This window comes from Rhizobium jaguaris (assembly GCF_003627755.1).
Taxonomy (GTDB): domain Bacteria; phylum Pseudomonadota; class Alphaproteobacteria; order Rhizobiales; family Rhizobiaceae; genus Rhizobium; species Rhizobium jaguaris.
On sequence record NZ_CP032696.1, the window covers coordinates 305,110 to 326,826 of the forward strand.

Below are 21,717 nucleotides of genomic sequence, written 5' to 3' on the forward strand. Positions count from 1 at the left end.
TTTCCACGGAAGCAGGAGAAATTATGTCATCGCGCAGCATAGATACCGTCGCGCTCCTTAAGGACCTCGTTAAAATTGAGAGTATAAATCCATCACTCTCGCCGAAGGGAAGCGGAGAACAGCGGGTTGCCGATTATCTCGAAAGGTTCTGCAAAGACAACAACCTTGCTTACGAGTTACAGCATGTGGTTGAAGGAAGGTCAAACTTCTTGACGTGGGTCCCGGGAAAGGATCCGGATCGGCGCGTGCTATTCGTAGCCCATATGGACACTGTGCCGACCGACAATTGGGCCTCAGATCCGTTTTCCGCCGAGCAGAAAGACGGTCGGGTGTATGGTCGCGGGAGTTGTGACACGAAAGGTTCCCTTTCGGCGATGTTAGTTGCCCTCAGTACTTTCGGAGATCGGCAGCCCAACGCCACTATTGTAGTTGCCGCCAGCATCGACGAGGAGTATCGGAAGATTGGTGCCCGGGCGATCGCCTTTTCCGGAACCACCTACGAGGCGGCAGTTGTAGGGGAGCCGACAGAACTGGAACTCGTAGTCGCTCATAAGGGCTCGGTCCGCTGGCAAATTGAGGTTCAGGGAGTTCCGGCGCACACATCGAAACCTCATCTCGGCGTCAACGCAATTACGGGCATGGCCAAGGTCATTTTGGCACTTAGCGAACATGGCCAGGACCTAGCCTCTCGGACGCAACCATTGGTCACTCCTCCAACTCTAACAGTAAGCCTTATCGAAGGTGGATTGGAACTAACGACTGTTCCCCCGTCGTGCCGCATCTGGGTGGACAGGCGCTTGGTCCCCGGCGAACGACCAGACCAAGCCTTACAAGAGGTTGAGAGCATACTGCAGGCTCTGCGCGAACGCGAGAGTATAAATGTCCGTTCCTTGCTTCCCGCACTCGAAGACCCGGCTCCGAACAGCTCCGAAACGAGTAAAATTGCTGCCGTAGCAGCGCGCGCGTGCGCTGAGGTCGCGGGGACCGGAACATATACTGGAGTTCCTTACGGGACTGACGCTAGTCAGCTATCGCTAGCGGGCATTCCATGCATCGTTCTGGGCCCAGGAAGTATTGATCGCGCCCACACGGACAATGAGTACGTCGAAATGGACCAATTAGCGAATTCGGTCGAAATTTATCAACGCATTATGCTGAGCTATTGACAACACACTTACTGCGGCACGAAGGCAATACCGTATATCAACTTCCTTGTGCCGCTGGCGACCTGATCGCTCCCTCAGCATCCTAAAGGTGTGGCGGAAACCGCCGCACCGACAACTTATGAATATGCCGCTTGTCATAATCGTGAGCATGATCTGTTCTGCGATACCGCCGACGCGGCGACGATTAGCTCGGTCAATCACAGCCTAATGTTCACTTGCCGAACTCCAAGTGTTGAACCATTAGCCTGGTTGTGCCACGTGTTCACTGTTGACCTTAGGCGCTGTCGGTGCGGACAACGAGGACCTGCTATACCTCGATTTTGCCAGCACATCCACGGCCTGATCGAGCCAGCCGCCACACTAATCCGCAGATGATGCCTGTGAAATGGGATGCCGCGACTGAGCGCTTCACAAAGTCGCAGGAATTGTGCGGAAGACGACGCATTGGGCAGAATTTCTGCATAAAGGGCGTAGCAGGCGACTGAAGTGTCATTGCGATCACTGCTAGATTCTCGAAGGAGAAGCTTCAAACTCAAGGATAGGTAGATGAAAGTTCCGGGTATGAACGACGCCGTTGTTCAAAAAGATCTCGCATTTCCAGTCGAGGAATTTCAAAGGCGCCTGAAAGTAGTCCGCCAAGAAATGGCAGAAAGAGGACTTGACCTTCTGGTCGTGAGCACGCCCGAAAACATTTATTACATGAGCGGCTATCACACCGTCGGATATTTCAGCAGCCAGTTCCTATTGGTCCCTATTTCCGGTGACCCGGTGCATATCACCCGTGGCATCGAGGAAACTAACGTCAAAGTTTTGTCTTGGATAGAACAGTCCACAAGCTACATGGACCATGAGGTGCCGATCGAACTGCTGGTCGACACCATACGCAAGATGGGCTGCGCTGACGCGGTAATCGGTGTCGAAAAAATCAGTTGGTTTCTGTCAATTGTTGATTATGAACGTCTGAGAGAGATGCTCGTTGGTGCCAAGTTTCAAGACGGCTCGTTCACGGTGGAGAGTTCACGAGTTGTCAAGTCAGATCTGGAACTGGAATATATACGCCAGGCCGCTCGTATAGCGGAAGTTGGGATGGAGATGGGGATATCTCAGATCCGTGCAGGCGCCAATGAAAACGACATTGCGGCGGAAATTCAGCGGGCCGTCACGAGTATGGGGAGCGAATATCCGGGTCTGCCTGTTTTTGTCTCGTCAGGCGTTCGGACAAGCCAAGCCCATGCGACATGGGCCGGAAGACGGGTTCAAGAGGGTGATCCCGTACTGCTCGAAATTTCTGGTTGCGTGCATCGTTACAGCGCAGCCCTGATGCGATTTATCCTGGTCAAACCGGCCAATCGCGAGATGGAGCGAATGGAAGAGGTATCGCGAAAGGCTCTTGAGAAAATGATCAGCGCCATTCGGCCAGGCCGACCGTTGGGAGAGGTTTGGGATGTTTGGTCGTCTGCCGTTACCGAGGGTGGCTATGAAGGTCGTTTCAAACGGACCGGGTATTCCATCGGCATTAATTTTCCCCCGGACTGGGGCGAAGGCTACATTCTATCCTTTAAGCGCGGGGAAACGCGGACGTTGCGCCCTAACATGACGTTCCATATTCCTTCCTTGGTCAAGGTATTCGGTTTCGCGGACGCCGGCACGAGCGAAACAGTTCGAGTCACGGAAACAGGGTGCGAAATCCTTACGAATTTCCCACGGCAACTTCACGTTCGTTAAGACCATCCCATCCCGGGCTCGCGGCTAGATCAATCAATTTGGTTCGCGAGTCTGGACGCAATGAACGATCCTCTGCAACGGTCGGCGCTCTTCCTCATGTTGAGTTGGGCGTCCACTTTTCTGTTCCAACGGCATAAACATTACGTCGAAATTCCGTTGACTTTCTTGGCTCGTGTAAGACCAAAAATTCGAAGTGTGGCTGATATTTCGGCTCACAAATCCGGATATGTTGCAAGCAAGATAGTTCATCGCATCGCCTTTTTATTTTGCGTATCACCTGTGGTGCAGATGCCGTTCCGGTCGTTCAGCTTTTTCGTTGTTCCCGAGCTCTGTGACCACGCGTCACCCTAAGCTGAAAGCTTCGCGGAACCGATCAAAGGCGACATCCCTCATAATGACAGTGTGATTTGTTAGCGTGATCGTACAACCGCGGGATTTCCGGAACTGGGAAGCGACCACGTTGGCGGCGATGGGATTTCGTCAACCTGTAGGATCCCGCCTCCCAACTGAACTCGTGTATCGCATGGATGGAGAACTGCGTCCTCGAGCGTAACTGTCAAAACCGAGGCTTCTTTTCAGGGACCGAGTCAAATTCCAGCATTTCGGTCGCCAATTTCGCCGAATTTGAGCATAGAAGAGACCCTTGACGCAGCCGGCAGCCGCGGGGCGTCGTGTATTGTTTGCTTAGTTGACAGAGCTGGAACACACCGCACGTAGCGGTCTGATCCCAAAAGCTTTGGAGTGAGAAATGCAGGCGTTGCGCCGCCGCGGACTTAAGGGAAAGCAATTATGACCATCAATATCAAAGACATCGCTGAGAAGGACCGCAACTCGGTCCTGCACCCTTTCACGCAGCTGAAGGATTTCGCCACCGGCAAGCTCGGCGAGCCGACGATCGTCGAGATGGGCAAGGGGATCCGCATCCAGGATGCCCATGGCAACCAGCTGATCGACGGCTTTGCCGGTCTTTACTGCGTCAACGTCGGCTACGGCCGCACCGAGGTTGCCGAGGCGATCTCGCGTCAGGCCTATCGGCTGGCCTATTATCACTCCTACGCCGCGCACACGACCGATGAGCTGGCCATTCTCTCCGACCGCCTCGTGAAGATGGCGCCCGGCAAGATGAGCAAGGTGTTTTACGGCATGTCCGGCTCGGACGCCAACGAGACCCAGGCCAAGCTCGTCTGGTACTACAACAACCTGCGCAGCAAGCCGACCAAGAAGAAGATCATCTCGCGGGAACGCGGCTATCACGGCTGCAGCGTCGTTTCCGGCTCAATGACCGGGATGAGCTTCTATCACGACCATATGGATTTGCCTCTACCGCAGATCGATCATACCGGTGTCCCGCACCACTACTGGGGCGCCAACCCCGGCGAGACCGAACGCGAATTCTCGGCCCGTCGTGCCGCAGAGCTCGACGAGATGATCGAGACGCTTGGTCCGGATAATGTCGGCGCCTTCATCGCCGAGCCCGTGCTTGGTACGGGCGGCATCACGCCGCCGCCGGAAGGCTATTGGGAAGCGATCCAGGCGGTGCTCAAGAAGCACGACGTTCTACTGATCGCCGACGAAGTCATCACCGGCTTTGGCCGCACCGGGTCGATGTTCGGCTCGCAGCATTACGGGATCGAACCTGACCTGATCACCGTCGCCAAGGGCCTGACCTCGGCCTACTTCCCGCTTTCGGCCTCGATCGTTGGTGAGAAGGTCTACAAGGTGATGGAAGAGGGGGCCGACAAGGTCGGTGCCTTCTCGCATGGTTACACCTATTCCGGCCACCCGATCGGCGCGGCAGCCGCAAACGCGGTCCTCGACATCGTCGAGAAGGAAAACCTGCCCGGCAACGCCCGCGAAGTCGGTGCCTATTTCCAGGCTCAGCTCAAGGAAAAGTTCGCACAGCTGCCGATCGTCGGTGAAGTGCGTGGCGTTGGCTTGATGGGCGCGATCGAGTTCGTCGCAGACCGTGAGAACAAGACACGTTTCGATCCGTCGCTGAAGGTCGGTGCCCGCGTCTCCAAGGCAGCCCGCGACCGTGGCCTCATCGCCCGCGCCATGCCGCATGGTGATATCCTCGGCTTTGCCCCGCCGCTTGTCACCACAAAGGCGGAAATCGACGAGATCGTCTCCATCGCCGAGAAGGCGGTGCGCTGCGTGATCGACGACCTCGTTCTCAACGGCGAGAAAATCTGAGTTAAGGCGACCGGTACTGTTCTGGTCGAGCTCGAACGACCGGTCGCCATCGACCCATGCAATCGGATTCTGACAGGGCAGGGGAATCCACTTCCTGCCCTGATCGAGAAGCTCAACCGTCGCGCGGCTTTGCGCACCATCAACAGAGAGGAAGCCGGCCTATGACCGCTGCCAAACTTCATGTCACGACCAGCTTGGCACCGATCACCGTCCATAGCCCCTATGACGGATCTGTGCTGGGAACGATTGACGCCACCGATGCCAGCGAGATCGGCGAACTCATCGCCCGCGCCCGGCGCGGCGCCGAATTGTCGCGCAATCTGCCGAGACATAAGCGCGCAAGCATTCTCGAAGGGGCCGCTCAACTCATCGAGCGCCGTCGCGACGTCTTTGCCGAAACCATCGTGCGCGAGGCCGGCAAGACGATCGTCCAGGCGCGCAAGGAAGTGCTCCGTTGCATCAACACGCTCAAGCTGTCTGCCGAAGAGGCTAAGCGCAATGCCGGCGAAATCGTGCCTTTCGATGCCTATACCGGATCGGAACAGCGCCAGGGTTGGTTCACCCGCGAGCCGCTCGGCATCATCACCGCCATCACCCCCTACAACGATCCGTTGAACCTCGTCGCTCACAAGCTCGGCCCGGCGATTGCCGGCGGCAATGCCGTGCTCTTGAAGCCGTCGAACCTGACGCCGTTTTCGGCGATCAGGCTGGTCGAGGTGCTTGTGGAAGCGGGCTTGCCGAAGGAGATCATCACCACCGCTCACGGCGACCGGGAATTGGTGACGGCTCTGATCTCCGAACGTGACGTGCGCATGGTGTCGTTCACCGGCGGCTTTGCCACCGGCGAGGCAATCAGCCGCAAGGCCGGCCTCAAGAAACTGGCGATGGAACTCGGCGGCAATGCTCCCGTCATCGTCATGGATGACTGCGACTTCGACATGGCGGTTGAAGGCTGCGTTTCCGGCGCCTTCTGGGCGGCTGGCCAGAATTGCATCGGCGCTCAGCGTGTGCTAATCCAAGCAGGGCTTTACGAGCGGTTCCGCGATGCCTCTGTCGCCGCAACGAAGAAGCTGAAGGCCGGCGATCCGCTGCTCGAAGGTACCGATGTCGGTCCGATGATCTCGAAGGAAGTTGCGGAACGCACCGAAGCAGCGGTCAATGAGGCCATTGTTGCCGGCGCGAAATTGCTTTGCGGCCACAAGCGTGAGGGATCGCTCTACCACCCGACGGTACTCGAGGGCACGCCGACGACCTGCCGCCTGTGGCAGGAAGAAGTGTTTGCTCCTGTCGTCGTGCTCGCGCCCTTCGAGACGCTCGATGAAGCGATCGAGATGGCCAACGATCCGGACTACAGCCTGCATGCCGGCATCTTCACCAGCAACCTCAATGTCGCGCTTGAGGCGGCGAACAGGATCGAGGCCGGAGGCGTGATGATCAACGACTCTTCGGACTATCGCTTCGATGCCATGCCATTCGGCGGCTTCAAATACGGCAGCATGGGCCGGGAAGGCGTCCGTTTCGCCTACGAGGAAATGACCCAGCCCAAGGTGGTTTGCATCAATCGGCCCTACAGGTTCTAACCCGTGCGTTCTGAGGACACCATGAGCGCGAAAGCAGGAACTAGACTGGGAATCAAATACGCAACCAAGCGAACGGTTCACGCCTCCCAAGGCAACCAGGCTGTCGCCGAGCACGTTTCGGTGACAGCCATTTCGCTTGCGTAATTCATTCGTCCGAGAGCTGCTCGCAATCGCGTCAGAAGAAACGAACCAACGGCAGAGCATTGGTTCCCGCGAGGCAGTGAGCTATGCAGCACGAAAAATCGGTAGTCAGTTCGACGACGTTGGCGCCTCTCGAAAACAGAATATTTCGATCGCTCTGCTTAGCCACACAAATCTCCAGTATCGGTTGGCTCGTCCAGACCACGGCCGTCAGTTGGTTGATGGCGACGATTTCCACTTCCGATTTGATGGTCGCACTTGTTCAGGCTTCCTCAACACTCCCCTCGTTCTTTCTATCAATCTTCGCTGGAGCCCTCACCGACAGTTTCAGCCGACGTTGGGTGATGCTAGCCGGCCATTTCTTGATCGCAATGGCATCCATCACACTAGCGTTTTCGGTGGCGATAGGCTTCGTTAGTCCATGGTTACTACTTGGATTGGGGTTTTTAGCAGGTTGCGGTTTCACCTTGAACGATCCAGCGTGGCACGCCTCGGTCGGCGATATTCTTGAGAAACGCGATATTCCAGCCGCAGTGACGCTGCTGTCGATTGGCTACAACACTGCGCGCAGCGTTGGGCCGGCTTTAGGTGGTATCATCCTGGCTTATTTCGGGCCGCTTGCCGCGTTTGCATTGGCAGCGCTGAGCCACCTAGCTCCCTTGAACGCAGTCTGGCGTGGCAAATGGCAAGTTCGCCAGCCACCACTTCCGCGTGAACGGATCATAACAGCAATTCACGACGGCATGCGGTTTACGGCGATGTCTTCGGAAATCGGAGCGGCGACTGTGCGTGCAACGATTTTCGGGATGTCAAGCATATCTATCCTCGCCCTGCTGCCCATCGTCGTCAGGGACCAACTGGCGGGCGGACCGGTGGTTTATGGCATCTTGCTGGCCGGCTTCGGTGCAGGCGCGTTCATTGCCGGTATGAGCAACAGCATCCTGAGGCGCATGATGCCACAAGAACGACTGATCATGCTCGGATCTCTCAGCTGCGCCGCATGTTGCCTCACGATCGCATTCGCTCCGTCGGTAATAGTCGCGGCGGTTGCGCTGGCAGTTGCGGGCGCGGGATGGGTTATAACATGGACGGGGATCGACGTGGCTGTGCAGATGGCAAGTCCCAGATGGGTCGTTGGGCGAACCCTATCTATCTACTATACATTTACCTACGGCGGCATTGCAGTCGGCAGTTGGGTTTGGGGCGCTGTTGCGCAGAACTACTCATTGACGTGGGCCCTGGTCAGCTGCGCGGTAGTTTTGTTGCTTGTTGCCGCAGTCGGGAGAGTGTTGCCCATATTGCCTTGGGAAGAGCAAGAGCAAGAGGACTTTGAGTTCACGCCACCCACTTTAGCGCTCGACGTGACGCCGAGGAGCGGTCCCATTGTCGTCAAAGTGGAATATTCTATTCCGGAAGGGAGCGTTGACGACTTTCTTGGACTTATGCGCGAAAGGCGTAGAGTCCAGAGCAGGGCTGGAGCCCGGAGTTGGACGCTCCAGCGGAACCTCCAGTTCCCTTCGCTATGGACGGAGACGTTCCGGACGCCGACCTGGCTGGATTTCTTACGCCTCAACCATCGGCTTACGGCGAATGACAAGGAAATAGGCGCACGATTGATGCGATTGCATTCAGCAGATCGTCCACCTGAAACGACATTTTCGATAGAGCGACCGGCAGGCGCGTCCCGTAAGTCAGATCAGAACCCCTATTTGTCTCGCCTCTAACATCGTAACCGAGTTCTGTCACACGCACAACTGCGAATCTATCAAATGCCGGCGGGACGCGCGACGCCTGGAACCAAGAAGGAATGCTATGCCTGCGAGACTTTCAGTAAATTTGAATGCTATCGCCCTTTTGCGCAACCGCCGCGACCTACCATGGCCTTGTAGACCTCGGTCGCATCTCGCTAGAAGCGGGCGCAAGCGGGCTGACAGTGCACCCTCGCCCCGACCAGCGTCACGTCCGCTTCTCCGACCTGGGTCCTATTCGGGCGCTGATCGACGGCTCTTTTTCGGGAGTAGAGTTCAACTTGGAAGGCTTTCCAGATGAAACTTTCTTGCGTCTAGTAGAGAAGCATCTGCCGGAGCAGGTTACCATAGTTCCGGACGGCCCCTCGCAAGCAACTTCGGATCATGGCTGGGAGTTTCGCAAGAGCCACAGACTGCATGAAAACGTAATCCAGCGCCTAAAAAAACTGAACGTGCGGGTATCAGTCTTCGTCAATGGCGAGCCGGACAGCGAGGCGCTGAAGATTGCAAAAGAGATTGGAGCCGACCGGGTTGAACTGTGCACCGGCCCCTATGGTGCCTGTTATAACGATCCTGCAAGAGCTGTGCGTATGCTTGACGCGCTTGGAAAGACGGCGGAGCTCGCGCTTGACCTCGGTCTCGCGGTCAATGCCGGCCATGACTTGACGGTTGCAAATCTACCGGCGCTCGTCGCCCGCGTTCCCAAATTGGCGGAAGTTTCGATCGGACATGGTTTGATAGCCGACGCCCTCGAATATGGGATCAGCCAGTCTGTACGGCGATTTCGGCGCGTGTGCGGTCAGGACGTATGAGGGCTAGAGGAGATTTTCAAGAGTGGCGCTATAGTTGCTTTCAGGAGTTGAACGCTCCGCATCCTGAAACTTGGTGCATAGGCTTGAACCTAGGCCGTTTGTGACCCTACGGTGTCGCCCTCCATTATTGCGGCGAGAGCGAAGGCAAAAGATTGGGTCGACCGACTGAAGCGCGCTGGCCATGCTTAGTCCGGCTCTTATGTTCGTACGACCCTTCGCTCGGCGCTATGCGCGCCGATGAGCGCCAGAATTCTGCAGGGAGCATCGGAACTACGCAGGACTTCTGCGTGACGCCCGTATTTACGCAGCCCCGGATAAGCTGGACGGGGGTAGCTTAGAGCGCAAGTTACGCTTCAATATGGAACAATTGAGATTTCCTCCGGCTTGCAGAATACCACATTTTTCCTAGCGAGCCCGAACGTCTTCTGTGGCATATTTGTTACAAGGGAATTGTATAGTTATGTAACGAGCTTAGATGATTCTTTTGGCCCTCGGGTGACACGCCAAATCGCAGGAATGTAACAAAGAAGCCAGCACTGTGAACGCTCTATTTCCAAGCTCAAGATTGCGGTCACAGCACTACTCATACTCATCACAAGATCAAAAATCGGGAGAAATAGTCCCTCATGGCCGCGGAAGATAGACTTGATATCGAAGTGCGAACAATTAACCTTAAAGGTCTGAACGGGCCTGCCGAGATTGCGGTTGACCGATGGGGTGTCGCCCACATTCGCGCTAAGACCCTTGAGGATCTTTTTTTCGTGCAGGGCTACAATGCGGCGAGGGATCGCCTGTGGCAGATCGACCTTTGGCGTAAACGAGGTCTCGGACTGTTGGCGGCCGATTTTGGTCCAGGATTTCTGGAGCAAGATCGGGCCTGTCGGCTGATGCTTTATCGCGGAGATATGGATGCAGAGTGGGCGGCTTATTCGCCCGACGCGAAGCTTGTCTGCGAGGCGTTCGTCGCCGGTGTCAACGCCTTTGTCGAGCGCATAGAGCAGGGCGGCGAAAACCTCCCCCCGGAATTCGAAAAGCTTGATAGCCGGCCATCGCGTTGGAAAGCAGAAGACGTCGTTCGAATCCGGAGCCATTGCCTCACATATAATGCAGTTTTGGAAATCGCACGGGCTAACGTGCTGGCGACGTCTGGAGCCACGGCGGATATCCTTCGCAGCCAGCTCGAACCGCACGTACAGCCCGTGGCAGATCCAAACCTCAGGCTCTCGGATATTCCGTTGGCGGTTGCCGACCTGCTAAAGCTGGCAAAAGCACCCGTTAGCTTCAGTCCGAGACGTCTTGCCGCTACTTTGAGTCAGGCGCGCCTTTGGAATCGCTTGGATGTTAACGGTGAGGTGGAGCAATCGACTACTTCAGAAGGCTCCAACAACTGGGTGGTTTCGCCACAGCGCAGCGCAACCGGTCGTCCAATTATGGCTACGGATCCGCACCGGGCGCAAACTGTGCCGTCGCTCCGCTACATGGTCCACCTTTCGATGCCAGGCTTGAATCTGATTGGCGCCGGCGAGCCAGCTGTTCCAGGCATTGCGTTGGGCCACAACGGCCACAGCGCTTTCTCGCTCACCATCTCCGGGGCTGACCAAGAAGATATTTATGTCTACGAAACTCATTCGGGCGATCCCGCTGTATATCGTTACAACGACGGATGGGAATCCATGAGGATCGTTGAGGAAATATTTGAGGTCAAGGGTTGTGAACCGCAGACACTACCATTGCGCTTCACCCGGCACGGTCCAGTTATCTACGAAGATCCTGACAGTCGCAAATCATTTGCCATACGGACTGTATGGAACGAACCGGGCAGCGCTCCGTACTTAGCAAGCTTATCGGCTATGCGTGCAAAAACTTTCAGCGAGTACTGCGAGGCCCTTAGGGGATGGGGGACGCCTTCAACAAACCATCTCTATGCAGACGTGAGTGGGACTATTGGTTGGCAGATCGCCGGGAGGACTCCAATTCGGCCAAACTGGAATGGGCTTCTGCCAGTGCCAGGTGATGGCCGATACGAGTGGAGCGGTTTTGTTGCGTTAGTAGATCTGCCGTCAGCGGTCGACCCCGAACAGGGCTTCCTTGCGACAGCCAACGAAATGAATTTACCCGACGGTGGGGAGAAGAGTAAGTCTCCAATTGGTTACGAATGGGGGGAAAGAAGCCGAGCGCAGCGGATCCATCACGTGTTGAACGGCCAGCCGCAGCACACGGTTTACGACTCTTGCAGACTGCAAAACGATCTTTATTCAATGCCGGCGGAGCGATTCCAAGCTGTCCTGCGGGAGCAACGTTTTAAAGGAGACACAGCTCGTCGGGCGGCTGCTCATATGCTTTCCTGGGATTGCGTGCTGAACGCCGAATCGTCACCTGCGGTGCTGTTTGAAAACTGGCTCACCAAGCACCTAAAGCCGAGGATTTTCCAAATCTTCGCCCAGGAAGAGTACAGCTGTCTACTACAACCCGGTAATATCCAATCTATCCTCTCGGTGGTGGAAAGGCCTGAACAATGGATCGGCACTGATGCTGAGAAAACACGCCAGGAAATTCTGGAACAGACGTTGGCAGCCGCATGGCGCGACTGTGAGGCATGCCTCGGAGCAGACCCTACAAATTGGCAATGGGGCCAGATGCACAGATTATCATTGAACCATGCGGTGAGCCGCGCCTTCCCCGAACTCTCGGCATCCTTTGACATTGAACCGATGCAAATTGGGGGCAGTGACTCGACCATCATGTACGCGGCATACCGCTCCCACGATTTTCAAACAACAACCGGTCCGTCGATGCGAATGGTTATCGACGTAGGAGACTGGGACAACTGCCTCTTCGTGAACCTCCCCGGGCAGTCGGGAGATCCGCGCTGCTCGCACTATCGGGATCTCAAGGAAACCTGGCTTGGCGGCGACTACAAGCCGCTGCTCTATTCGTGCCGAGCGATCGATGAGGCGACAGAGTTGCGGATCGTGTTGAACCCGGCTGAGTAAGCGAGTGTGGATCGCCCCATTCACCGACGCATTGGGTGGGCGTGCCAGATATACATTCATTGAAGGGACACTCCATTGTATCGCTCACAGAGTCTGCGATATATCGCTACGTTCGAACAGCTCCGATCTTCTTCTATATCGACGCGCGGCGGCCGGTCGCCCGTTTAGCAAGAGGTGATCAGCGCCGTTGGAAACCTTTTCTCGCAGACGACGTACCGACCATGGGCAGATACATTGCCGGAAAGGTGTTTCACTGCCTTTCACGGCCAAACAAACACAATTGTTTCGCTTGGCTTTGAGGTCCCGCTGGAAGTCATCTTTCGCATGCAGTTGGCGACGCGAGCCAGGGGGAGGGGATGTCGCGGCGGTTGCCGTGGCATTGAAGCGATTGCTTCTCGACTTAGGTGATACCGAAGCAACACACAGGGCTCTATGCCAGCATCAACTTTCTCGAAGGCCACGCCACGCGCATTGCTGGGCCTGATGGTGTCGAACAACGGGGCGACATTCATCTGGGAGTTACCGCAATGGCCTATACGAGATATCCTAATCATCGTAGACGCTTTCTTGGAGCCTTCGCTGCTTTGTCACCCATGGAAGTTCGATCGGATGAGAACTCTTGAAAGCCGCATCGCGCTGGCAAGACTTTCTTCGCTGACGTTGGCAGCAAACTGGCGCTTCGTTGCACCAATGGACCTAGACTCGTGCTTTGGTGCGAAAAAGTGAGCGACCGGTGACGCGAACACTTGGTTGGTAGCTGATCTGCAGAATGACAGTGCAATGCAACGTGTTCATTCGGAGTTTTCCGTCCTGTGAAGAGGGGCGCGAAGGTCGACGCCCAACTTGCAAACCGGGACCGGCATCGACACGGTAAAGTGACATCTAAGTGCATTTACGTTGCTTAGGTAGGCCGGTCCCGGTAGGGACGATGAGAGCTGGCTCGGGAAATTTGGACAGCAAGGATAAGTGGAATTTCTGCCTGACTTCGGCTTAGATGCCGGGAACAGGAGATACCATGACAAGACGACCGCGCCGGAACCATAGCCCGGCTTTCAAGGCGAAAGTGGCGCTTGCCGCCATTAGGGGCGAACAGACGCTGGTGGAATTATCCCAGCAGTTCGACGTGCATGCCAATCAGATCAAGCAGTGGAAAGACCAGCTCCTTGAGGGGGCGACGGGCGTTTTCGGCGATGACGCCAAAGCGGAACCGGCGGCTCCGACCGTCGATGTCAAAACCCTGCACGCCAAGATTGGGGAACTGACGTTAGAGAATGATTTTTTATCCAGTGCGCTCGGCAAAGCCGGATTGCTGAGCGGAAAGAAATGATCAATCGCGAGCACAAACTGTCCGTCGTTCGCCAGGCGAAGCTTCTCGGCTTCAGCCGTGGCAGCGTCTATTATTCGCCGCGTCCTGCGTCAGACGGCGATCTGGCTCTGATGCGGCGGATTGACGAACTGCATCTCGATTATCCCTTCGCCGGAAGTCGCATGTTGCAAGGGCTTTTGAAGGCCGACGGGCTTGTCGCGGGGCGGCTTCACGTCGCGACGCTGATGAAGAAGATGGGCATTGAGGCGATCTACCGTCGTCCGAATACGTCGAAACCAGCACTTGGTCACAAGGTCTATCCATATCTGCTCAGGAAGCTGGCGGTCACCAGACCCAACCAGGTATGGGCAATGGACCTGACCTACGTCCCCATGGCGCGGGGCTTTGTCTATCTCTGCGCCGTCGTCGATTGGTTCAGTCGCCGAGTGCTTTCATGGCGGCTGTCGATCACGATGGAGACGGCTTTTTGTATCGAGGCGGTCGAGGAAGCTCTTTGCCGATATGGCAGGCCAGAGATCTTCAATACCGACCAGGGATCGCAGTTCACCTCCGTTGACTTTTAAGAAGGCCGGGATTGAAATCTCGATGGATGGCAAGGGCGCATGGCGCGACAACGTCTTCGTCGAGCGGCTCTGGCGGTCGATCAAATATGAGGAGATCTATCTCCATGCCTACAAAAGCGTGCCGGAGGCTCGTGCCGGAATTGGTCGTTATATAAGCTTTTACAACCAACGACGCCCACATTCATCGCTTGACCGGCAGACGCCGGATCAGGCTTACTTCAACGCGCTGACACCGATGATGGTAGCAGCATAATCGAGGCGGAAATCCACTTAGCGAAACGCCCGGAACTGTTCAGACAAACCGAGCCAACTCAGTCGGCGAAGGTTCATCCGGACTATCATGTCGAGGTCGACAAGACCTTCTACTCGGTGCCACATCGGTTGATTGGATGCACCCTCCAGGTGCGGCTCACCCACCGGGTGGTCGAGATCTTTCACGATCACCAGCGTGTCGCCAGCCATGTTCGCCGCTCCCAGCGTTCCGGCCACGTCACTGTCAACGACTATATGCCCAAGGCGCATCAGCGCTATGCCAACACCACGCCAGCCAATCTGATCGGCCGTGCGACCCAGATCGGCCCCAATGCCGCCATCCTGGTCGAACGCATGATGCGCGACAGGCCGCATCCGGAACAAGGATACCGCTCGGCCATGGGCATTCTGTCACTGGCACCGCGCTATGGATCGCAACGCCTCGATGCGGCCTGTGAGCGGGCGCTCACCATCAATGCCATCACCTATTCCTCCGTCGCCTCCATCCTCAAATCCGGCCTCGACCGCAGGCTGAACATGCGGCCGCCACACCTGCGCATACCAATATCCGTGGCCGATCCTACTATCAGTGAAGGAAGCAAGAATGCTGACAAACCCCACCCTCGACCAGATGCAGGCCCTCGGGCTCACCGGCATGGCCGCCGCCTGGCGCGAATTGACCGAGCAGTCCAGCACCAATGAGCTCAGCCGCGATGAGTGGCTCGGCCTAATGCTCGATCGCGAAGTTACCCTGCGTGCCGACAAGCGCATCCGCAACCGGCTCGCCTCCGCCAAGCTACGCTTCGCCCAGGCCTGCATTGAAGATATCGACTTCGCCGCGGCCCGTGGTCTCGACCGGCGCAACATGCAAATTCCGAGGTAATCCGCCCCCTGATTCCGAGATGATGTCGCCCCCCAGTTCCGAGAAATAGTCGCCCCCTTATTCCGAGATGATGCCGCCCCCTTTGGAAGGCATCTGGCGTGGGTGTTCTGCCGGTGTGAAGTTTCTTCCTTCGACTGTGACGAGGAAGGAACGGGATGCCTGCGGAGAGACTGGAGATGCGGCGTGTCCGCGAGATATTGAGATATCGCTTCGAGCAAGGACTTGGGCACAAGTCGATTGCGGTGCGGGTTGGGGCTGCGCCCTCGACGGTGCGTGAGACGCTACGGCGTGCGGCGGTTGCCGGGCTGACGTGGCCTCTGGGTGACGACGTCAGTGACGCAGTTCTGGAAGCGGCGCTTTACAAAGCGGCCGGGACGAAGACGGGGCACCGTCGCGCTCCTGAGCCGGATTGGGCGCACGTCCATCGCGAGCTGAAGCGCAAGCATGTGACGTTGCAGATCCTCTGGGACGAATACATCAGCCGTTATCCTGATGGATATCGCTATAGTCGGTACTGTGACCTTTACCGCGGTTGGGCGATGAAGCTGCCGGTGACGATGCGGCAGGATCATGCGGCCGGCGACAAGCTGTTCGTCGATTACGCCGGCGACACGGTCACCGTCATCGTTGATCGGCTGTCCGGCAAGACGAGACAGGCCCACCTGTTCGTGGCGGTTATGGGCGCGTCGAGCCTGTCACACGCTCATGCGCGCTGGAGCGAGACGCTTCCTGACTGGATCGAATGCCATATCCAGGCGCTGGAGTTTTTTGGCGGAGCGCCAGCCTTGCTGGTTCCCGACAATGCCAAGGTGGCGATCATCAAGGCGTGTCACTTCGATCCCCAGGTCAACCGGACGTATTGTGCGATGGCGGGCCACTACGGCAGCGCCGTCCTGCCGACGCGGCCGCGACGTCCCCGCGACAAGGCGAAAGTGGAAGCTGCGGTTCGTATCGTCGAACGCTGGCTGTTGGGCCGGCTGCGCCATCGCATCTTCTACAGCCTGGCCGAGGTCAATGCGGCGATCGGCGACTTGCTTCATGACCTCAACGACAAGCGCGTCCTGCGCCGTGTCGGCGTTACCCGCCGCCAATTGTTCGAGGAGCTTGACCAGCCGGCTTTACGACCATTGCCTGTGGAGCGCTATGTTTTTGCCGAATGGCGCATCCGGCGCGCCGGGCTGGATTATCACGTCGAGATCGAGCGGCACTATTATTCCGTTCCCTATCGCTTCGCCCGCGAGCAGATCGAGGCTCGCATCACCGCCAATACGATCGAGATCTTCCACAAGGGCGAGCGAATTGCCGCTCACCGGCGCTCCAGCGGCAATGGCAAGCACACGACGATCCCCGACCATATGCCTTCGGCGCATCGCCGCTTCGCCGACTGGACGATCGAACGGATTCAACGCGAAGCCTCTGCGATGGGGCCGGATGTTGCGCTGTTGTGCGAGCGCATTCTTGCCGACAGGCCGCATCCCGAGCAGGGCTTTCGAGCCTGTCTCGGCATCATCCGCCTGAACAAGAGCTTTGGCCGCGACAGGGTCAATGCCGCCTGCAGCCGCGCGTTGGAGATCGGGGCAAGGACCTATGGCTCGGTACGCTCCATCCTCGACAACCACCTCGACCGAACGGCTGCCTCAAATGGTGCGGCGTCGCATGAACCGATCCATCACGAGAACATCCGCGGACCCCGCTATTACCACTAAGGAGAACGAAAGATGCTTGCTCATCCAACACTGGATAAATTGAATGCCATGGGCCTGGCCGGCATGGCAAAGGCCTTTAGCGAACTCGTTGCCAACGGCGAAGCCGAACATCTGTCGCACGCCGAATGGCTCGGACTGCTGCTCGAACGGGAATGGAGCTCCCGTTACGATCGAAAGCTTGCGGCACGCCTCAGGTTTGCCAAGCTTCGCCACCAGGCGCCCCCGGAAGACGTCGATTATCGCAGCGAGCGCGGCCTTGATCGCGCGCTCTTCATGAAGCTGCTCGGCGGCGACTGGATCAACGCTCATGACAATCTGGCCATTTGCGGACCTTCGGGTGTCGGAAAAAGCTGGTTAGCCTGTGCGCTCGGCCACAAGGCTTGCCGAGATGATCGTTCCGTTCTTTATCAACGTGTCCCAAGGCTGTTTGCCCAGCTCGCGCTCGCTCGTGGCGATGGAAGGTATGCCCGGCTGCAACGGACCTTGGGCCATGTTCAGCTTCTGATCCTAGACGACTGGGGTCTCGAACCGCTCAACGATCAGGCCCGTCACGACCTCCTCGAAATCCTCGAAGATCGCTATGGCCGTCGATCCACGATCATCACCAGCCAGCTTCCCGTGTCGGCATGGCATGGTGTCATAGGAGATCCAACTTATGCCGACGCGATTCTGGATCGCCTCGTTCATAACGCCCATCGCATCGAATTGAGCGGCGATAGTCTGCGCCGGAATCTGCCGCGCAAAGCTTGACACGTCGTCTGAATGAAATGACAACAATCATCGCCTGCAGACCCCATTAAACAGGGGGCGAGATCATCCCGGAATCAAGGGGCGCAATCATCTCGGAACGAAGGGGCGGCTTCATCGGAATCGGCACGCAACACCATGGCGCTGGCCCAGGGGCAATGGCTCACCGCCCATGAGGGCCTGATTATCACCGGCCATACCGGCACCGGCAAATCGTGGCTGGCCTGTGCCTTCGGCAGGCAAGCGGCCAGGCTCGGTCACTCGGTGCTCTATGCGCGCGTGCCGCGCATGTTCGAGGATCTCGCGCTTGCTCGCCTCGATGGCTCCTTTCCCCGCCTCATCGACAAGCTCACCCGCGTCCAGCTCCTCATCCTCGACGACTTTGGAACCCATACGCTCACCGATCAGCAGCGGTTCTATCTCTTCGAAATCGTCGAGGAACGATATCAGAGAAAATCCACCCTGATCACAGCCCAGGTTCCAGTGGCAAGCTGGCATGACATTAGCGCCGAACCAAGCATCGCAGACTGCCCCTATTGTCGACGGGGTAGTGCATCACGTGACTATCATTGACCCACGCCACGGCCTTGCGGGTCAGCGTCTTGAGCTGGTGTCAGTCCAGTCCGGACGCGGTGCGGCATTCGTTGTCGTTCGATTACCTGACGGACGCCGCCGTTCAATTCGCCGATCAGCAACCGATCTTGTAGCCGCTTCGCCGGAAGCGCGGAGCGAGTCGAAGTCGGCGCCTCGCATCAGCGTTCGAACCCTGCTCACATTGATGCGCCATTTAAACAGCATGGTTACCTCACGTTCCAAGGAGGTGATTCGCGATGAACGTGCAATCAAAACCGTACCGCGTAGCGTCTCAGTCCCTCGTAAAACTTCAGACCCCGAGCACGACAGTCCCGCGTCCGTGGCTCGATTTGCCGCCGGAGACGCGGAAACAAGTCGCTCGAAAACTTGCCCCCTGTTGATGCGGATGCGGTCAATACGCGCGCCGACAAAGGTAGCTCGGCATGCTGAGAGCGACGAATAGCCCGGATGAGCGCGTCACGGCCGAGCATCGCGGCAAGCTCGCCTACATCTATGTCCGCCAGTCTTCCGTGAACCAAGTACGGCATCATCAGGAGAGCACGGAGTTGCAGTATCGTCTCATCGATCGTGCTGTCGCTCTTGGCTGGCCACATGAACGCGTGCACGTCATCGATGAAGATCTCGGCAAGTCCGGTTCGGGCTGCGTCGAGCGAGAGGGCTTCAAGAAACTAATCGCGGAGATCGGGCTTGGAAACGCGGGGCTTGTCATCAGCCTCGACGCCTCCCGGCTTGCCCGCAATAACCGTGACTGGCTGGCATCAACTTCTCGATCTGTGCTCATTGTTTGGCGTCATCATCGCTTACGGCGAACGGCTCTACGATCCCTGCGCTTATCACGACCGCCTGCTGCTGGGTTTGTCCGGCATCATGAGTGCGAAGCGGAGCTGCGCCAGATTAAGCAGCGCCTTCATCAGGGTGAGCGCCAGAAAGCGGCACGCGGCGAATTGCGCCTTGGCCTCCCCGCCGGGTTGGCTCATGACCGCTCGGGCCAAATCATTCTCAATCCCGATGAGGAGGTGCAGGCAAGGTTGTGTCTGGTCTTCAGCAAATTCCGCGAATTGGAAAGCGCGCGGGCAGTGATGCGCTATCTACGCAAGGAGAATTTGCCGTTGCCAATGCGCCCCCTTCGTGGTCCGGCGCCGCACGAAGTGGTTTGGCGTGAGGCCAGCAACCCGCGCGTGCTCAGCATTCTCCATAATCCCGGCTATGCTGGGGCCTATGTCTATGGTCGGCGGCGGCAGACTGGCGGACGCGTTCGTCAGGACGTTTATCGTCCGCGGACGACTAAGGTCCCCATCGCGGACTGGGAGGTCTGTTTGGAAGCGGCCCATCCTGGTTACATCGGCTGGGAGCAATTCATGGAGAATCAACGGCGATTGGAGAACAACATCAACCGCTACGAAGCCGGCCATTCGGGCGTGCCGCGCAAGGGCGCCGCACTGCTGCAGGGCATCGCTGTCTGCGGGCGGTGCGGTCGCCGGATGAGTTTGCGCTATAGCGGCCCTGCCGGAAACTATCCCGTCTACACGTGCCGCGCCGACCGCGGCCACGACGGAGGGCCGTTATGTCAGGAGGTGCGCGCTCTGCCGGTCGATGCACGCGTCGAAAGCATTCTACTCGAGGCTCTGACGCCGGATAGGATCGCGATCGCCGTCGCCGCACTGGGCCAGATGGAAGAGGAGGCACATCAACTCGAGCGTCAATGGGCTCTGCGGCGCGAACGTGCGCGCTACGAGGCGGAGAGGGCACGGCGCCAATATGATGCAGTCGAGCCTGAGAACCGCTTGGTGGCCCGTTCGCTGGAACGCGGATGGGAGGAAAAGTTGCGTGCAGCCGAGGCCATCGAGCAGGACTATGAACGATGGCGGTCCGACGAGCCCCTCGTCCTGAGCGAGGCAGATCGCGACGGGTTACTGGCACTTGGGGAGAACCTGCCTGGCATCTGGCATGCCCCATCAACCACAGCGGCCGAGCGAAAGAGCATCCTGCGCCTCATCATCTGCGAGGTCGTTCTCGACCAAAAGCGCCTGCGGGGCCAGGTCTGGATCAAGATCCTGTGGCAAACGGGAGCGACGTGCACTGAAACGCGCGCTTACGGTAGGCCGGCGTCGAACTTGCCCGAAATTACATTCTAATCCGCAGATCAGTCAGGGGGTGCGCGCGCGCCAGCCCAAATCCGTCTCGATGAAGTTGTGGAGTGCTGAAATCCGGGCCAGGTTCAAGAAGCTCTGGTAGTGATGTCGCATAATCCGGCCTGTCCGAGCGCAGCCCTTGGTGACCGATGCCTCTTTGTTTCCGCTGCTGCGTTAAGTGTGTCGTCGCGGGGATTTCCTGCGCTTTACGCGGAAAAGAGCCGCTTATCTGCCGATCACAATGTCACATCGCCCCATTCCGCAATCCGGCGGGCGCTATCGTATAGAGCAGATATCGCGAGACTTGGGCTGCTTGTCGTAGAGCAGGCTTTTGGGGAGGCTACATTGAGTCATGAATTTGGTAGCTTAAAAGGAAGAACGGCTGTCATCACAGGAGGAGCTCAAAATCTTGGCTGGGCTATAGTTGAATCCTTTTGCTCGGCGGGGGGATGCGCAATAGTCGTTGATCGCGACACTTCCAAAATCAATCCAGCGAATTCTGCTGAGGCCATTTTGACGTTGGAAGCCGACGTTACGGACCCCACCTTGCCAGACCGTTTAGATGCGCTCCTCCGTGACGCTGGCCGATCCCTCGACATTCTTGTGAACAATGCGGGACTTGGCCGCGACGGTGGTCACGCACTAACTGCCTCCGAAGATGAGTTCCGGACTTGCCTAGACGTTAATCTCGTAGCGGTGTTTCGCCTATCGCGCTGGGCCGTTTCAAAGATGATGACTAGAGGTGGATCGATTGTGAACGTCTCGTCCGTTTATGGGGAGGTGGGAGTGCCGGGCATGTGCGGCTATTCAACTTCTAAGTCAGCTGTCCTTGGATTGACGCGCCAGATGGCAACCGATTTTGGACCTAATGGGATACGTGTAAACGCGGTCGCCCCAGGCGTTATCGAGCACGGCCGAACCGCGGAACATATTTATGCAGACGCATGGTACCGGCATGTGATGATTGACGGGGCGCCTATGCGAAGAACGGGCAAGCCGGAAGACATTGCTCCTGCAGTGCGGTTCCTCGCTTCCGACGAGTCATCGTTTATCACAGGTCAGGTCCTTACAGTCGATGGAGGATGGGCTATGGGTAGGTTCCCGCGCGAGTATCCGATTGGTGAAATATAACTGTTCCAATATGGCCGATTATCA

At 57.4% G+C, this 21,717-nt stretch carries 12 protein-coding genes and 5 pseudogenes; all 17 read left to right on the forward strand.

What is annotated here, in order from left to right:
• Window positions 1-23: 23 nt before the first annotated feature.
• Window positions 24-1,166, forward strand: a complete 1,143-nt coding sequence (locus tag CCGE525_RS35590) for a M20 family metallopeptidase (protein WP_120709008.1) — start codon at window positions 24-26, stop codon at window positions 1,164-1,166.
• Window positions 1,167-1,712: 546 nt separating this feature from the next.
• Complete coding sequence (locus tag CCGE525_RS35595; RefSeq protein WP_245472389.1) at window positions 1,713-2,891, forward strand: M24 family metallopeptidase; 1,179 nt, start codon at window positions 1,713-1,715, stop codon at window positions 2,889-2,891.
• Window positions 2,892-3,680: 789 nt separating this feature from the next.
• On the forward strand, window positions 3,681-5,084 hold the full coding sequence (locus tag CCGE525_RS35600) for an aspartate aminotransferase family protein (RefSeq protein ID WP_120709009.1): 1,404 nt from the start codon (window positions 3,681-3,683) through the stop codon (window positions 5,082-5,084).
• 161 nt (window positions 5,085-5,245) lie between these two features.
• Window positions 5,246-6,664, forward strand: coding sequence for an aldehyde dehydrogenase family protein (locus tag CCGE525_RS35605; RefSeq protein WP_120709010.1), 1,419 nt, complete (start codon window positions 5,246-5,248; stop codon window positions 6,662-6,664).
• Window positions 6,665-6,891: 227 nt separating this feature from the next.
• Complete coding sequence (locus CCGE525_RS35610; protein WP_120709011.1) at window positions 6,892-8,529, forward strand: MFS transporter; 1,638 nt, start codon at window positions 6,892-6,894, stop codon at window positions 8,527-8,529.
• A gap of 88 nt (window positions 8,530-8,617) precedes the next feature.
• A pseudogene (locus tag CCGE525_RS35615) lies at window positions 8,618-9,365 on the forward strand (pyridoxine 5'-phosphate synthase).
• 626 nt (window positions 9,366-9,991) lie between these two features.
• Window positions 9,992-12,358, forward strand: a complete 2,367-nt coding sequence (locus tag CCGE525_RS35620) for a penicillin acylase family protein (protein WP_120709012.1) — start codon at window positions 9,992-9,994, stop codon at window positions 12,356-12,358.
• A gap of 404 nt (window positions 12,359-12,762) precedes the next feature.
• Window positions 12,763-12,981, forward strand: a complete 219-nt coding sequence (locus CCGE525_RS39980) for a dimethylsulfonioproprionate lyase family protein (RefSeq protein ID WP_162950428.1) — start codon at window positions 12,763-12,765, stop codon at window positions 12,979-12,981.
• 392 nt (window positions 12,982-13,373) lie between these two features.
• Window positions 13,374-14,501 (forward strand): annotated as a pseudogene (locus tag CCGE525_RS35630) (IS3 family transposase).
• 59 nt (window positions 14,502-14,560) lie between these two features.
• A pseudogene (locus CCGE525_RS35640) lies at window positions 14,561-15,093 on the forward strand (Mu transposase domain-containing protein); the annotation flags it as partial.
• An 11-nt stretch (window positions 15,094-15,104) separates the two neighbouring features.
• Window positions 15,105-15,365 (forward strand): annotated as a pseudogene (istB, locus tag CCGE525_RS35645) (IS21-like element ISRsp2 family helper ATPase IstB); the annotation flags it as partial.
• Between the two features lie 194 nt (window positions 15,366-15,559).
• Window positions 15,560-17,089 (forward strand): IS21 family transposase, encoded by a 1,530-nt coding sequence (istA, locus tag CCGE525_RS35650; protein WP_120709013.1) that lies wholly within the window; start codon window positions 15,560-15,562, stop codon window positions 17,087-17,089.
• Window positions 17,090-17,101: 12 nt separating this feature from the next.
• A complete protein-coding gene (istB, locus tag CCGE525_RS35655) occupies window positions 17,102-17,839 on the forward strand; it encodes an IS21-like element helper ATPase IstB (protein WP_120709014.1) in 738 nt (245 codons plus the stop codon).
• A gap of 123 nt (window positions 17,840-17,962) precedes the next feature.
• A pseudogene (locus CCGE525_RS35660) lies at window positions 17,963-18,364 on the forward strand (ATP-binding protein); the annotation flags it as partial.
• The gene (locus CCGE525_RS39985) at window positions 18,333-18,872 is read left to right on the forward strand and encodes a DUF5372 family protein (RefSeq protein WP_425375933.1); all 540 of its coding nucleotides are present in this window, start codon (window positions 18,333-18,335) and stop codon (window positions 18,870-18,872) included. The pseudogene CCGE525_RS35660 and the gene CCGE525_RS39985, both read left to right, overlap by 32 nt.
• On the forward strand, window positions 18,853-20,565 hold the full coding sequence (locus CCGE525_RS35665) for a recombinase family protein (RefSeq protein WP_245472391.1): 1,713 nt from the start codon (window positions 18,853-18,855) through the stop codon (window positions 20,563-20,565). The genes CCGE525_RS39985 and CCGE525_RS35665 overlap by 20 nt, the downstream gene beginning before the upstream one ends.
• A 342-nt stretch (window positions 20,566-20,907) precedes the next feature.
• Window positions 20,908-21,693: an SDR family NAD(P)-dependent oxidoreductase gene (locus CCGE525_RS35670; protein WP_245472392.1), complete on the forward strand. Its 786-nt coding sequence runs from the start codon at window positions 20,908-20,910 to the stop codon at window positions 21,691-21,693.
• Window positions 21,694-21,717 lie beyond the last annotated feature (24 nt).

Excerpts from the sequence above, each read along its gene's own strand:
- CCGE525_RS35610 (WP_120709011.1), top strand. The coding sequence starts at position 6,892 with ATGCAGCACGAAAAATCGGTAGTCAGTTCGACGACGTTGGCGCCTCTC.
- CCGE525_RS35595 (WP_245472389.1), top strand. The coding sequence starts at position 1,713 with ATGAAAGTTCCGGGTATGAACGACGCCGTTGTTCAAAAAGATCTCGCA.
- CCGE525_RS39985 (WP_425375933.1), top strand. The coding sequence starts at position 18,333 with ATGACATTAGCGCCGAACCAAGCATCGCAGACTGCCCCTATTGTCGAC.
- istB (WP_120709014.1), top strand. The coding sequence starts at position 17,102 with ATGCTTGCTCATCCAACACTGGATAAATTGAATGCCATGGGCCTGGCC.
- CCGE525_RS35605 (WP_120709010.1), top strand. The coding sequence starts at position 5,246 with ATGACCGCTGCCAAACTTCATGTCACGACCAGCTTGGCACCGATCACC.
- CCGE525_RS35665 (WP_245472391.1), top strand. The coding sequence starts at position 18,853 with ATGCTGAGAGCGACGAATAGCCCGGATGAGCGCGTCACGGCCGAGCAT.
- CCGE525_RS35600 (WP_120709009.1), top strand. The coding sequence starts at position 3,681 with ATGACCATCAATATCAAAGACATCGCTGAGAAGGACCGCAACTCGGTC.
- istA (WP_120709013.1), top strand. The coding sequence starts at position 15,560 with ATGCGGCGTGTCCGCGAGATATTGAGATATCGCTTCGAGCAAGGACTT.
- CCGE525_RS35620 (WP_120709012.1), top strand. The coding sequence starts at position 9,992 with ATGGCCGCGGAAGATAGACTTGATATCGAAGTGCGAACAATTAACCTT.
- CCGE525_RS35590 (WP_120709008.1), top strand. The coding sequence starts at position 24 with ATGTCATCGCGCAGCATAGATACCGTCGCGCTCCTTAAGGACCTCGTT.